Origin of the sequence: Streptomyces sp. NPDC020875 (assembly GCF_040641415.1) — a bacterium.
In the GTDB taxonomy this organism is placed as follows: domain Bacteria; phylum Actinomycetota; class Actinomycetes; order Streptomycetales; family Streptomycetaceae; genus Streptomyces.
Genome location: NZ_JBFADP010000049.1, coordinates 1 through 13,480 on the forward strand (window position 1 = coordinate 1; position 13,480 = coordinate 13,480).

Below are 13,480 nucleotides of genomic sequence, written 5' to 3' on the forward strand. Positions count from 1 at the left end.
CACCAGGAGGAACCATGACTTCGGCAAAGGAACGGCAAACCCGCCCCTAAAGCGCAGGTCAGAAAGAGTCCCTCCCCACCGCGTGGGGGTGTTCCGCCGGGTGCGGGAGGGCGTGGTGGATCCGGTCCGTCCCTCCCCACCGCGTGGGGGTGTTCCGGGGTCTGAATCCCTCCGTGGCGCACTGCACGCAGTCCCTCCCCACCGCGTGGGGGTGTTCCGCCGGGCCCCGGCCGCCGGACCCCTCGAACCCCGTCCCTCCCCACCGCGTGGGGGTGTTCCGCTGCGATGACCACCGACCCGCCGATGACGAAGGTCCCTCCCCACCGCGTGGGGGTGTTCCGCCACCGTCCCGCCGGAGTCCCGCGTCGTGCTTGTCCCTCCCCACCGCGTGGGGGTGTTCCGCCGACTCCGACTGTCCCGGAGATCCCGGCACCGTCCCTCCCCACCGCGTGGGGGTGTTCCGTCGGGGTCAGTGTCCGGACTCCCGGGGGTGACGTCCCTCCCCACCGCGTGGGGGTGTTCCGCTCCCGGGTCTCGACCGGGCCGCACGCGTATAGTCCCTCCCCACCGCGTGGGGGTGTTCCGTGGAGGTCGAGGACGGTCACGAACTCGTCGCCGTCCCTCCCCACCGCGTGGGGGTGTTCCGTCGGACATCTGGTTGAAAACCTCGTCCGGGCTGTCCCTCCCCACCGCGTGGGGGTGTTCCGGCGGGATCGGATACGTCACCGACCGGCGCCAGGTCCCTCCCCACCGCGTGGGGGTGTTCCGTCGAGTGCAGTAGCCAGCTACACGACCATGGTGTCCCTCCCCACCGCGTGGGGGTGTTCCGCAACTGGAGCGCAAGATCCGTCGTATCGCCCGGTCCCTCCCCACCGCGTGGGGGTGTTCCGCGGGCGTGCTTCCGGGTCAAGGGCGCCTCCTCGTCCCTCCCCACCGCGTGGGGGTGTTCCGATGCGCCAGGTCACGCGGAAGTTGAGGGCCCAGTCCCTCCCCACCGCGTGGGGGTGTTCCGGCGGGCCGGGATCTCTCGCAGGTAAAGCCCAAGTCCCTCCCCACCGCGTGGGGGTGTTCCGTACGGCGACCGCGGGTTCCGGTTGTCGTAGAGGTCCCTCCCCACCGCGTGGGGGTGTTCCGCACGAGGAGCGCGCCAATAAGGCGCCCAGTGCGTCCCTCCCCACCGCGTGGGGGTGTTCCGGTGGCGTGTACCTGGTCGGCGGCGTCGGCGGCGTCCCTCCCCACCGCATGGGGGTGTTCCGCTGGGGCGGCGGGTCGGGCGGCGGGTCGGGGCGTCCCTCCCCACCGCGTGGGGGTGTTCCCGTGGTGGTCTCGGTGGTCATGGCTTCGGGTCCGTCCCTCCCCACCGCGTGGGGGTGTTCCGACGCGGGTGTCGAACGGGTGTTGACGGCTGGTGTCCCTCCCCACCGCGTGGGGGTGTTCCGTCAGTGGAACTCGGGGTCGAGCCTCCCTCAACGTCCCTCCCCACCGCGTGGGGGTGTTCCGTAGGCGTCCAGCAGGCTGAGGCCGACGCGCTTGCCCCTCCCCACCGCGTGGGGGTGTTCCCGCGAATCGCTCCTGGGCCGCGGATGGGTGGCGGGTCCCTCCCCACCGCGTGGGGGTGTTCCGTTTTGACCCTTACTCAGATCGGTGCATCGGTTGTCCCTCCCCACCGCGTGGGGGTGTTCCGACCCGGTGCCCGGCGGAGCTGGCCCCTGGGCGTCCCTCCCCACCGCGTGGGGGTGTTCCGCAGTCCAAGCCCCCGCAGCCGATCGACCGGCCGTCCCTCCCCACCGCGTGGGGGTGTTCCGGAGGAGCGGTGATCCCCGAGCACGGTACGTACGTCCCTCCCCACCGCGTGGGGGTGTTCCGCTGGTGACCGCGGTCGACCGGGACCGGCCGGGGTCCCTCCCCACCGCGTGGGGGTGTTCCGATGCACAGGTCGAACTCCAGGTCGCGGGCTGCGTCCCTCCCCACCGCATGGGGGTGTTCCGTCGACCTGTTCCAAGCTGATCGCCGGACTGTAGTCCATCCCCACCGCGTGGGGGTGTTCCGTATTTGGCCCACTGACCAGCACTGATGCCTACGTCCCTCCCCACCGCGTGGGGGTGTTCCGCAGGCGATCGAGGCGCAGGCCGACTACGCCCGGTCCCTCCCCACCGCGTGGGGGTGTTCCGACGGCCATCGGGATCGGCGCCGCCGTCCTCGCGTCCCTCCCCACCGCGTGGGGGTGTTCCGGTCGGACGCTCCCATGTCACTCTCCGAGGGTGGTCCCTCCCCACCGCGTGGGGGTGTTCCGGCCCTGGCCGACCATGAGGCCCGGCTTGACGCGTCCCTCCCCACCGCGTGGGGGTGTTCCGCTTGGCGTATACGTTAAATGCCTAGGGAGTCGGTCCCTCCCCACCGCATGGGGGTGTTCCGAAAAAGGGCCGCGCCCGCGACTCCTTCGTCCTGTCCCTCCCCACCGCGTGGGGGTGTTCCGCCGCGAGCATCAAGTGGGGCGACGACGGGCTGGTCCCTCCCCACCGCGTGGGGGTGTTCCGCCTCCAGACCGTCGCGTCAGCCCTTGTCGAGGGTCCCTCCCCACCGCGTGGGGGTGTTCCGGCGAAGAAGCCGCCCGAGCCGTAGGTGGTGGTGTCCCTCCCCACCGCGTGGGGGTGTTCCGTCGGTGGCGCCCGACGCGAAAGTGAACCAGCCGTCCCTCCCCACCGCGTGGGGGTGTTCCGCCGCTCCGGCGCCTCAGCTCCATGGCCAACCCGTCCCTCCCCACCGCGTGGGGGTGTTCCGGGCAGCCGATCACGGCCACGGAGTACGAGGGCGTCCCTCCCCACCGCGTGGGGGTGTCCCGCCTCTCCTTCTCCCCGCCCGCCTCCAGCGAGGGTCCCTCCCCACCGCGTGGGGGTGTTCCGACCGTCTGCACCGGATCTGCGGCATCGAGGGAGTCCCTCCCCACCGCATGGGGGTGTTCCGTAGGCGCCCATCTCTACGCAGACGGCGTGGTCGTCCCTCCCCACCGCGTGGGGGCGTTCCGCAGAAGGCCCGCTACGCCACCGCCGAGGCCGCCGTCCCTCCCCACCGCGTGGGGATGTTCCGGACACCGGATGACCACCGCGCAGCCCGTTGACGTCCCTCCCCACCGCGTGGGGTGTTCCGTCCGGAGCCGCCTCTGCCCGTCTGCGTGCCGAGTCCCTCCCCGTACGCCCCCGCCGCAGCCGGCAGGCGGCGGCGCCTCGGGCCCACTGCCCCTCACCGACCAACCGAGCCGGACTCCACACCATCAGGCCAGCCGCGCGGCCCGATGATCCCGGACCCCACCGGGCCCGTGCTCAGTCCGACACCACCTCCAGCACCCGCGCATTCCCCACCGACCGGTCGAACGACTTCTGCGCCGCACCCCCACCCCCGCGCCCGACACCACCTGGTGCGCGAGAAGCCGGCCCTGCGGTGGCCTCAGCCAGCGTCCGGGCCGGGCCCCGGTAGGGCGGTGGTGTGGCGGAGGGCGGAGCGGCGGTAGTCGGTGGGGGAGGTTCCGTAGGCTGTGCGGAAGGACCGGCTGAAATGGGCCGGTGCCGTGAAGCCGGAGCGGGTGGCGATGGTGTGGACCGGGGCGGCGGCGAGGGCCGGGTCGGCGAGGAAGCGTCGTGCCTGCTCCAGCCGCTGGTGGTGGATGAGTCCGGCGACGGTGACGCCCTCCGGCTGGAACAGGCGGTGCAGCTGCCGGGGGGAGACGTGGTGGGCCGCCGCGACGGTGCGGGCCGTGAGACCGGGGTCGCGGAAGTGCCGGCCGACGAAGGAGCGGACGGCCAGGACGAGATGGCGGTCCCGGGTCTGTGGCGGCAGGGCGGCCTGGGAGTCGAGTTCATGGGAGATCGGGCCGGTGACCAGATCGAGCAGAACGCCGTTGAGCCGCGGCGCGTCCGAGGACCGGTAGGTGTCACTCTCCTCGGAGAGCTGGGTGAGGAACCGGGTCAGCAGCCCGCCGAAGCCCCGGCGGCCGGAGATCCGCCGCCCGAGGACACCCGTCAGCGCGCCGTCACCGACGGCGCCGAGCCGGGACCTGGGGATCTCCACCCCCACCCCCACCAGCCGCCGCTCGTCGTCCGAACAGACGTCGTAGGGGCGGGAGGTGTCGAGGAAGTAGAGGTCGTACGGCTCGTTGACACTGCGGTGCCCCGCGTGGTCGACCCGGATCGTGCCACTGCCCGGCAGGACCAGCGTCATATGCAGCAGCCCGGGGTCGGACCGCCGGATCAGCCGGGGTGTGCGGCGGTAGCGCGAAGAGCCGGGATCGGTCGGCCACAGAGTGATGTCGTCCAGGTACAGCAGCCGTTTGCGGGCCCGGAACTCGCCCGGCCGCGGCGCGCTCATCTCCATGGGCGCCATGGTGCGTGTCATGCACTCCTGCCAGAAGGCGAACCGGTCGCGCGGCGGCACGTCGTCGGTCCGGATCACCGCTTGGGTCAGCAACGGCCCTCCCCCTGCTCGTACGTCGGGCCGAGTCTGCCATCCGGTACGAGCCCCGGGCGCGCCGCCCGGCGCGGCCGGGGCCGGGCGCGTCGCACGCCCGGCCCCGAAGAGAGCGTCAGCCGGTCACGGGCTGACGTAGTACGGACCCTTGTTGGTGGTCCAGCCCGTGGTCATCCAGGGGGACCACTTCCCCTTGCCGTCGGCGCGGGCGGTGACGATGTTGTGCCCGTCCCTGCTGACCGTGGCGATCGAGGGCCAGCCGTCCAGCCGGGTGTCCTTGGTCCGGATGGATACCCGGTGCTTGGAGCCCTCCTTGCAGCCCTTGTACTCCGTGATGCCGTAGTCGTCCGAGACCGTACGGACCTCGCAGTCGAACCGCACCCCGACATGCTTCCCCGCGGCAACGGCCGGTCCCGGTACGGCCAGCAGCATGCCGAAGACGGCGCCCGAAAGCCCGGCGACGGCGCCCGCCCTGGTGTTCATACCCATGGTTCCCCTTCCGTCCCGCCCCGGACCGGTCGGCGGACTCGGCCCCGGGCAGAACCGATCATGGCCGAAGCCCCGGGCACGACGATTGACGATCCGCGCCACACCCTTGACCGTACGAGCCGGACCGGACCGGGCAGACCGGGCACCCCTGTTCCCGGTTCGGCCTTCTGCCTGCGGTCACCCGGCGCCGACCTCCGTCCCGCGTAACCGTCGCAAGACCAGTGTGCACGTGTCTGCACAGCCCAATACAAGGCGGAAAGATCATCCATTGGCGCTGGGAGTCACCTGGGACTTTTCTGGGACTTTCGGCTGCATCAACAGACAAGAGCGCGAAACAATCGAAAGAACATTCCCGCAGGTCAGCGCCCCCTGACCACACATCGCGGCAGATCACAAAGCTGGCTGGTCTCTTCCGCGACATCTGATCAGGGCAATCCGACTCCGCTTCATTCCGTATCCCCGACGGCAGGAGGGCGCCACTGCCCACGGTCCGCCCCATTGCGGCGCCCCGCATAGACCCTTCACTCACGGTTAACCCACAGCGCGGCCTAGGTGTATTGCCCCGGGAGGTTGTGGACGGGTGAGCGAGGTCTCGGCTGTGGGGTCTTGAACGGGTGAGGGCCTTCCGGGTTCGGTGTGGATTGCGACATCTCCACCGAACGACAGAAGGCCCTCATGCCCCACCGTAATGCACCCCTGACCGAGACCGGACGGCTGCGGCTGGCCCGGTGCGTGGTCGAGGACGGCTGGCCGCTGCGGCGGGCCGCCGAACGCTTCCAGGTCTCACCGACCACGGCTCAGCGGTGGGCGGCCCGCTACCGGGCCCTGGGCGAGGCCGGGATGAACGACCGCTCCTCCCGCCCGCACCACAGTCCCGGACGGACACCGACACGGACCGAGCGTCGGATCATCAAGGTTCGCCTCGCGCGGCGGTGGGGACCTGCCCGCATCGCGCATCTGCTGGGTCTGGTGCCCTCGACCGTCCATCGCGTCCTGGCCCGGTTCGGCCTGGCCCGGCTCACGCATCTGGACCGGGCCACCGGGACCGTCATACGCCGCTACGAACGCGACCGGCCCGGCGAGCTCGTGCACGTGGACATCAAGAAGCTCGGGAACATCCCCGGCGGCGGCGGCCACAAGGCACTGGGCCGCCAGGCGAGCCGGAAAACCAAGTCCGGCGTCGGCTACCAGTACATCCACACCGCCGTCGACGACCACTCCCGCCTGGCCTACAGCGAGATCCACGCCGATGAGAGGAAGGAAACCGCCACCGCCTTCTGGGCCAGGGCACAGGCCTACTACGCCGGCGTCGGGATCACCGTCGAGCGTGTCCTGACCGACAACGGCTCCTGCTACAAGTCCCACGCCTGGCGCGACCTGCTCACGGCGGCCGGGATCACCCACAAGCGAACCCGGCCCTACCGCCCGCAGACCAACGGCAAAGTCGAACGCCTCAACCGCACCCTCCTGGACGAGTGGGCCTACGCCCGCCCCTACCAGTCAGAAGCAGAACGCCGGGCAGCGTTCCCGCAGTGGCTCCACACCTACAATCACCACCGCGGACACACCGCGCTCGCAGGCAAACCACCCACCAGCCGCGTCCCCAACCTCACAGGGCAATACACCTAGGCCAACCCCTTCCCCATGACGCACCACGTGGAGCAATGACGGCATTACGTGACCGGAGTTAAGTCACGTCGACGGTGCACAACAAGACGGTGAATCAACCATCTTCGCGGGCAGCGGAGCCTTATAGCACGGCTTCCCCTTTTACCGAAATCGGGGATTCCTCGAACACTTGCGAGAAAGAAAGCGCCCTGTCCGGCGCATCCAGCCACCCCCTTCCCGCAAGGAATTCATGCCCCGCCGTTCCACCCCGCCCGCTCCCGACTCATGCCCCGATGGTGATCCGCTGCTCACCGCCGGCTGGTACACCACCGAAGAACTCGCAGCCCTGCTCCGCGTCGATCCGTCCACCCTGCGCCGCTGGCGCACCGCCCGTCCCCGCCAAGGGCCGCCCCATGTCCCTCTGACCGGCCGGGTCACCCTCTACAGCGCCGCGGATGTCGAACGGTGGCTGCGGCAGCGCCGCGTCACCACCGGCACGGGGACCTGATGGCCAACACCGAGAGCATCCCCCTCGGAGTGCGGCTGTCCACCGATGTCGAGCACCGGCCCGACCGCCGCAGCCCCTACCGAGCACGGGTCCGCTGGTCCGACCCCGAAACGGGACGCCGCCGTTCCCTGTCCGTCGGCAAGGACAACCAAGACGAGGCGGACCGCTGGATCAGAGGCATCACCGAAGCCGCCGCCATCGGCATCACACCCGATACGGCGACGACTTCGCTCACCGACTACGGCACAGCCAACATGGACCTGGCCCTGCGCGGCCTGGAACTCAAAACCCACGACCCCTACCTCGCCGGCTGGCGCCGACGGGTCATCCCGTCCCTGGGACACATACCCGTACGCCTGATTACCAACGGGGCAGTCGACCGCACCGTGCACGGCTGGATCGCCGACCAGCAGAGCCGCTCGACGGTGAAGAACAGCCTCGCCGTCCTCGTCCGTGTGATGGAGCAGGCGGTCCGGGACGGGCTCATCACCGTCAACCCGGCCCGGGTCACCGGCTGGCAACGCGAGTACAAGCAGGCCGAGGACGAACTCGACAACCCCCGCGCCCTCGCCCTGCGCGACTGGCCCACCCTGCTCCGCCTCGCCCACGCACTCGTGGAACGTTCCCACGGCAACTACCAGGGGTGGGGAGAGGTCGTCGTCTTCGCCGCCGCGACCGCCGCCCGCATCGGCGAGGTCTCCGGCGTCCGCGTCTGCGACATCGACACCACCAACTGGATCTGGACCGTCCGCCGCCAGACCACCCCCGCACCCGGCGGGCTCATCGACAAAAACACCAAAGGCAAGCGCGCCCGACACGTCCCCATCGTGGAAGACATCCGGCCCCTCGTCGCCGAACGTATCCTCGCCGCCGGTCCCGACCCAAACGCACGGCTCTTCACCGGGCCTCGCGGCGGGCGGATCTCCACCGCCGTGCTGCGCGACGCCACCCACTGGGACGAAGTCGTCACCTCACTCGGCCTCGAACACCTGCGACGCCACGACCTGCGCCACACCGGACTCACCTGGTTCGCCGACGCCGGCGTCCCCGCCCACGTCCTCCGCAAAATCGCCGGACACGGCTCCCTCCTCACCACCCAGCGCTACCTCCACCCCGACATGTCCCAGATCACCGGCGCCGGAACAGCCCTCACCGCCCACCTCAACCCCGTCCACGCACCCCTCAGCCTCACCCTCCAACCCGTCCCCGCAAGACGCCGCTAGACCGTGTGGTCCCCAAATGGTCCCCAAGAAACACCGAAAGGCGGTACCGAAATACTCCGATACCGCCTACGACCTGCGAAAACACAAGTCGGGACGACAGGATTTGAACCTGCGACCCCTTGACCCCCAGTCAAGTGCGCTACCAAGCTGCGCCACGTCCCGTTGTCCGTCTGACCTGGGGTTTCCCCCGGCCTGGTGGACATGAGAACCATACCGCACTCGGGGCCGTGGTCACGAACCGCTTTCGTGGTGCGGCGGGCGGGGGCGAAGGGGTCAGGGGGGTGGCGGGGCGGCAAGGTCGGGGTGGGCCGTGAGGAGTTTGCGCGGGGCCGCCTGGCGCCAGGAGTCGAGCAGGATCGCGTACAGCTCCGCCTCGTCCTCCAGGGCGGCGAGCCGGACCCGTAGCCAGGCGTAGTTGTCGTCGTGGCCGGGGCGGAGGAAGAACTTCGCGGGTTCGGCCGCGATCAGCTCCGCCCGGTCCTCTTTGGGGCATTTCACCCCCATCGACTGATCGTCCTCGCCGAGGGCCGCGAAGATCCGGCCGCCGCCGTCGATACGGAAGGTCGGCATGCCCCAGGCGAGCTTCTCCACGGCGCCGGGGAGGGAGAGCGCGACCCGGCGGACGTCGTCGGCGGTGGCCATGGCACGACGGTACGACGGCCCGCGCCCGGCCGCCCGGAATATCACCCGGTGCGACCGGGGAATCACGGCGCACTACCGCCGTACCGGGGTCGGAGCAGGCCGTCCTCCCGGCGGTGGATGTCGTCCACCAGCTCTCCCGCGAGCGCCTTGATGTGTTCGAGGCCCGCCCGGCCCCATGGTCGCGGCTCGGTGTCGAAGACGCAGATCGTGCCGAGGGCCGTGCCGGTGCGGTCGATCAGCGGCGCGCCCAGGTAGGAGCGGACCCCGATCTCGTCGACGACGGGGTTCCCCGCGAACCGGGGGTAGTCGCAGACGTCCTCCAGGACGAGCGCCTTGCGGCGGACCACCACATGGGGGCAGTAGCCGTGGTCGCGGGCGACCACGCGGGCCGCCGGGCCCGGTGACCCGGCCGCAGCGGCGGCCGTGGCCGTCAGATGGCGGCCGGTGTGGGTGCCCGCGGGGGTGTGGAGCCCGGCGAAGTACTGCCGGTTCTCGTCGATGAAGTTGACGATGGAGTACGGCACCGCGAAGACATCGGCCAGCCGGTCGGCGAAGGCGTCGAAGCCGGTGTCGGGGCGGTCCCCGAAGCCGAGGGCCCGCAGCCGCCGGGAGCGCTCGGGGGCCTCCCGGTCCAGCGGGGTCAGCAGCAGGGTGCTGGTCGGCTGGTAGCTCACGACGGCACTCCGCGGCTCGGCCGGGGGGCCGGGACGGCGGCCGTGGTCAGCAGGTACTGGACCAGGGTGACCAGGGCTCCGATCCCCGAGCTGGCGATCCGGGCGTCGCACCGTACGACCGGTACGTCGGGTTTGAGGTCCATGGCGGTCCGCACCTCGTCGGGGTCGTACCGGAACGCCCCGTCGAACTCGTTCACGGCGACGGCGAACCCGATGCCCCGGGCCTCGAAGAAGTCGACCGCGGAGAAGGAGTCCTCCAGCCGCCGGGTGTCGGCGAGGACGACCGCGCCGAGCGCGCCCTCGCACAGCTCGTCCCACATGAACCAGAACCGTTCCTGGCCGGGGGTGCCGAAGAGGTAGAGGACGTGGTGGGCGTCGAGGGTGATCCGGCCGAAGTCCATGGCGACGGTGGTGGTGGTCTTGGACTCGACCCCGTCGAGGCGGTCGGTGGCCACTCCGGCCTGGCTGAGCAGTTCCTCGGTGCTCAGTGGGTCGATCTCGCTGACCGCGCCGACGAAGGTGGTCTTGCCGACGCCGAAGCCGCCCGCGACAAGGATCTTGAGCGCGGTGGGGAAGGGGTCGCCGGGCCCGGTGTCGCGGGCCGTCCCGCTCCGGGCGGCGGGCGCGTCCGGGCCGGGGGCCGGGGGGTACGGCACGGGGTACGGCGTCGCGGGGTCGGTCAGGACCGGCGGGACGGCCGTCTCCGGTGGTCGTCCGTCCGGTTCACAGCCGTCGTCGTAGGCCATCGAGCACTGCCTCCAGCAGGGAACGGTCGGTGGGGTTGTCGTAGTGGCTGGGCGCCCGGACGGTGACCGCGCCGGCTTCCACCAGGTCGGAGACGACGACCTTGGTGACGGCCACGGGCAGCCGCAGATGGGCGGAGAGCTCGGCGACCGACAGCGGGCCCCGGCAGAGCGCGAGGGCGTGGGTGTGTTCGGGTCCCGCCCGGTCGCCGGGAGCGGCCCCGGTGGCCATGACCAGGGTGAGCAGATCCAGGGCGGCCGTCGGGCGGGTCCGTCCGCCGCTGACGGTGTACGGACGGATCAGCCGGCCCGCGGCATCGTCCAGCAGCGGGCCTTCGAGGGGCAGCGGCACGGTCAGCGCCCCGGTGTACCGACGGCCCCGGCGATCCCGGTGCGCTGCCGGGCCGGGGTGACGAGATAGGGCCGTACGCTCTTGACCAGCATCGCCATCTCGTAGCCGAGGACGGCGGCGTCCGCCTCCCGGCCCGCGAGTACGGCGATACAGGTCCCGGATCCGGCGGTGGAGACGAACAGCAAGGTGGAGTCCAGCTCCACCACCACCTGGCGGACCTCTCCCCCGTCGCCGAACCGCGCCCCGGCGCTGCGGCCGAGGGAGTAGAGGCCGGAGGCGAGTGCCGCCATGTGGTCGGCGGCGTCCGGGTCGAGGCCGTGGACGGACCGCACCAGCCCGTCGGAGGAGAGCAGGACCGCGTTCCGGGTGTACGGCACGCGCTGGACGAGGCCGCTGAGCAGCCAGTCGAGATCCGGGACGGGGCCGTTCGCCGCATCGCTCGCCATGGTGCATCTACTCCTTGGTCGTGGTGTCGTGGCGCCGCGGTTCGGCGGTCGCGCCGGGGGCGTGCGAGGTGCTGGGGTGGTCGTCGGGCGGCGCGGCGGGGCGCTGCTGGGTCTCGGCCGACTCGGCGAGGGTGATGCCGCGCCGGAAGGCGGCCATCAGTCCGGGGTCGTGGACGGTGTTCTCGCCGGGTTCCCGGGGGGTCGGGGGCGTCCGCAGCTGGGGTACCAGGTGTTCCTGGACGCGGCGGCGGGGCAGCAGCGGCCGGTCGGGGTCGGCCGGTGCGGCGTGGCGGGGCGCGGGCCGGGGTTCGTACGACCCGGGGGTGCGGTACGGCTCCGGGTCCGGCTCGGGCAGCCGGGGGCGGGGTGTCGTCCTCGGCAGGGCGGCGGTGGCCGGATTGGGCCGCCCGGGGTCGTCGGAGCGGACCGGCAGGGGTCCGGGGGGCTGGGGGCCGGGGCGGGCGGGCCGCCGGTATCCCGGTCCGGCGGTCCGGGCGGGCGCCGGAACGGTCGCGGGCGGTACGGCTCCGGGCGCGGGCTCGGTTCCCGGCCCCCGTACGGCCCCGGGGCGTACGACCCCGGGGGCCGGGGTGTCCGGAGCCGTACGGGCGCGGCGGGTGCGGCCGGAGGCGGCGGGGTCCAGGGCGCCGGTCACCCCCAGTCCCTCGGGGTCGGTGCCGAGCAGGCCCCGGGGCAGCACGAGCACGGCCTGGACGCCTCCGTAGATATTGCTCCGCAGGCGTACGGCGATGCCGTGGCGGCGGGCCAGGGCGGACACGACGAAGAGGCCGATCCGGCCGTCCTGGAGGAGATGGGCCACATTGACCTGGTCGGGGTCGGCGAGCAGGGCGTTCATCGCGGCCTGTTCGTCGGCGGGCATACCGAGCCCGCGGTCCTCGACCTCGACGGCGAGCCCCGCGGTGACGTACTGGGCGCGGAGCAGTACCTGGGTGTGGGGGGCGGAGAAGAGGGTCGCGTTCTCCACGAGTTCGGCCAGCAGATGGATCACGTCGGCGACGGCGTGGCCCCGGAGGGTGCCGTCGACCGGGGGGACCAGTTTGACCCGGGGGTACTGCTCGACCTCGGCGATCGCGGACCGCAGGACCTCGGTCATGGTGACGGGGTTGGACCACTGGCGGCGGGAGACCGCGCCGCCGAGGACGGCCAGGTTCTCGGCGTGGCGCCGGATGCGGGTGGCGAGGTGGTCGACGTGGAAGAGGCCCTTGAGGAGTTCGGGGTCCTCGACCTCGTTCTCCAGCTCGTCGAGGAGCTGGATCTCGCGGTGGACGAGGGACTGGAGCCGCCGGGCGAGATTGACGAAGACCTCGACCTTCTGTTCGTTGCCGACGCTGGTGGAGAGCCGGGACGCCTGGACGACGGCGGCGACGGCGTGCTCGCGGAACCGGCCGAGTTCGCGGGCGAGCAGATCCAGCTCGTCCCCGTCGGGCGGGTCGGCGTCCGCCGGGGCGCGGGCTGGGGCCGGTCCCTCGCCCCGCCGGATGGCCTCGACCACGGCCGCCAGCTCGGCCCGCTCCCGTTCGACGGCCCGGCGCAGCCGGGCGGTACGGGACAGGACCGTTCCGGCCAGCCGGTCGGCGCAGATGGCCGCGGTGGCGACGGAGGCCATGGCCAGGACGGCGGAGGCGGCGAGGACGGCCCACAGGACGGTGGAGCGGTGGGGGCCGGTGGTCTGGACGGTGAAGGCGACGGCGGTGGCGCCGCTCAGCGCGGCGGTGAGGGTGGGGAGGACCGCGGTGCGCAGCAGCCGGGGGCGGAGCCGGACGCCGGGGCGGGGCCGCTTCCCGCGCGCCGGACGCCGTCCGCCGGCCGGTGGTACCGGCCGGTCGTCCGGCCCGCCGGGCCGCCCGCCGTCGGTGGGGCGGTCGGGCCGGGAGGCGGGTGCGCGTAGTTGAGACATCGGTGGTCCTCGGTGCGTGGTTCCCCAGGGCCCGGCGTACCGCGTTCTGGGAGCTGTGTGCGGTGGTCCGGTCCCGGGTGCGGCCGTTCGGCGGGGTGGGGCACCCCGGGTCGGTCGGCACACGGTGTTGATCACCGGCCACACACGGTAGTCGCCATGAAGGCGGGCGCGACGGGCAGTTGCCGAACTTGCCCGGCTTTCGTCCCGCTCCTGGATGAGGGCTCGCACCCCAGCCCGATTCCGGGCGCGGGGACGTGAGGGGGGCGGCGCCCGGCGCGCGGGGCACATGCCGAGGGCATGGGCGCGCGGGGCGGCCCGTGGGGGTGCCGGGGGTCGCGCGCCCATCCGGGTACGCGGAAGCCCGGCATCGCGGGGCCGGTGCGATGCCCCTCGGCGACGGGAGACACCGCCGCCGG

The 13,480-nt window shown here is 72.1% G+C and carries 11 protein-coding genes, 1 tRNA gene and 1 CRISPR repeat array; of the genes, 3 read left to right on the plus strand and 9 right to left on the minus strand.

What is annotated here, in order from left to right; genetic code table 11:
* Positions 1 to 67: 67 nt before the first annotated feature.
* A CRISPR array of direct repeats spans positions 68 to 3,148; the repeat unit is 29 nt; unit sequence GTCCCTCCCCACCGCGTGGGGGTGTTCCG.
* A 296-nt stretch (positions 3,149 to 3,444) separates the two neighbouring features.
* Positions 3,445 to 4,461 carry a helix-turn-helix domain-containing protein gene (locus AB0G74_RS25535; RefSeq protein ID WP_361150409.1) on the minus strand — a complete coding sequence of 339 codons (1,017 nt, stop codon included), beginning with the start codon at positions 4,459 to 4,461 and terminating at the stop codon, positions 3,445 to 3,447.
* Positions 4,462 to 4,584: 123 nt separating this feature from the next.
* The gene (locus AB0G74_RS25540; RefSeq protein WP_361150411.1) at positions 4,585 to 4,944 is read right to left on the minus strand and encodes a hypothetical protein; all 360 of its coding nucleotides are present in this window, start codon (positions 4,942 to 4,944) and stop codon (positions 4,585 to 4,587) included.
* A gap of 681 nt (positions 4,945 to 5,625) precedes the next feature.
* On the opposite strand from AB0G74_RS25540, the gene AB0G74_RS25545 reads away from it, so the two are divergent.
* From AB0G74_RS25545 to AB0G74_RS25555, 3 genes are all read left to right on the plus strand, one after another.
* Positions 5,626 to 6,579, plus strand: a complete 954-nt coding sequence (locus tag AB0G74_RS25545) for an IS481 family transposase (RefSeq protein ID WP_361150413.1) — start codon at positions 5,626 to 5,628, stop codon at positions 6,577 to 6,579.
* A 229-nt stretch (positions 6,580 to 6,808) separates the two neighbouring features.
* Positions 6,809 to 7,066: a helix-turn-helix domain-containing protein gene (locus AB0G74_RS25550; protein ID WP_361150415.1), complete on the plus strand. Its 258-nt coding sequence runs from the start codon at positions 6,809 to 6,811 to the stop codon at positions 7,064 to 7,066.
* Complete coding sequence (locus tag AB0G74_RS25555; RefSeq protein WP_361150418.1) at positions 7,066 to 8,289, plus strand: tyrosine-type recombinase/integrase; 1,224 nt, start codon at positions 7,066 to 7,068, stop codon at positions 8,287 to 8,289. The genes AB0G74_RS25550 and AB0G74_RS25555 overlap by 1 nt, the downstream gene beginning before the upstream one ends.
* 88 nt (positions 8,290 to 8,377) lie before the next feature.
* Here AB0G74_RS25555 and AB0G74_RS25560 read toward each other — a convergent pair.
* From AB0G74_RS25560 to AB0G74_RS25590, 7 genes are all read right to left on the minus strand, one after another.
* A tRNA-Pro gene (locus AB0G74_RS25560) sits at positions 8,378 to 8,451 on the minus strand.
* A 111-nt stretch (positions 8,452 to 8,562) separates the two neighbouring features.
* Entirely contained in the window at positions 8,563 to 8,931 is a 369-nt protein-coding gene (locus AB0G74_RS25565; RefSeq protein WP_361150421.1) for an MmcQ/YjbR family DNA-binding protein, read from the minus strand.
* Positions 8,932 to 8,993: 62 nt separating this feature from the next.
* Complete coding sequence (locus AB0G74_RS25570) at positions 8,994 to 9,605, minus strand: GAF domain-containing protein (protein WP_361150422.1); 612 nt, start codon at positions 9,603 to 9,605, stop codon at positions 8,994 to 8,996.
* Positions 9,602 to 10,351 (minus strand): ATP/GTP-binding protein, encoded by a 750-nt coding sequence (locus AB0G74_RS25575; protein ID WP_361150424.1) that lies wholly within the window; start codon positions 10,349 to 10,351, stop codon positions 9,602 to 9,604. Before AB0G74_RS25575 ends, AB0G74_RS25570 begins: the two co-directional genes overlap by 4 nt.
* Positions 10,329 to 10,700, minus strand: coding sequence for a DUF742 domain-containing protein (locus tag AB0G74_RS25580; RefSeq protein WP_361150426.1), 372 nt, complete (start codon positions 10,698 to 10,700; stop codon positions 10,329 to 10,331). Before AB0G74_RS25580 ends, AB0G74_RS25575 begins: the two co-directional genes overlap by 23 nt.
* 2 nt (positions 10,701 to 10,702) lie before the next feature.
* The gene (locus AB0G74_RS25585) at positions 10,703 to 11,146 is read right to left on the minus strand and encodes a roadblock/LC7 domain-containing protein (RefSeq protein ID WP_358829163.1); all 444 of its coding nucleotides are present in this window, start codon (positions 11,144 to 11,146) and stop codon (positions 10,703 to 10,705) included.
* 7 nt (positions 11,147 to 11,153) lie between these two features.
* Positions 11,154 to 13,064, minus strand: coding sequence for an ATP-binding protein (locus AB0G74_RS25590; RefSeq protein WP_361150428.1), 1,911 nt, complete (start codon positions 13,062 to 13,064; stop codon positions 11,154 to 11,156).
* Between the last annotated feature and the right edge of the window lie 416 nt (positions 13,065 to 13,480).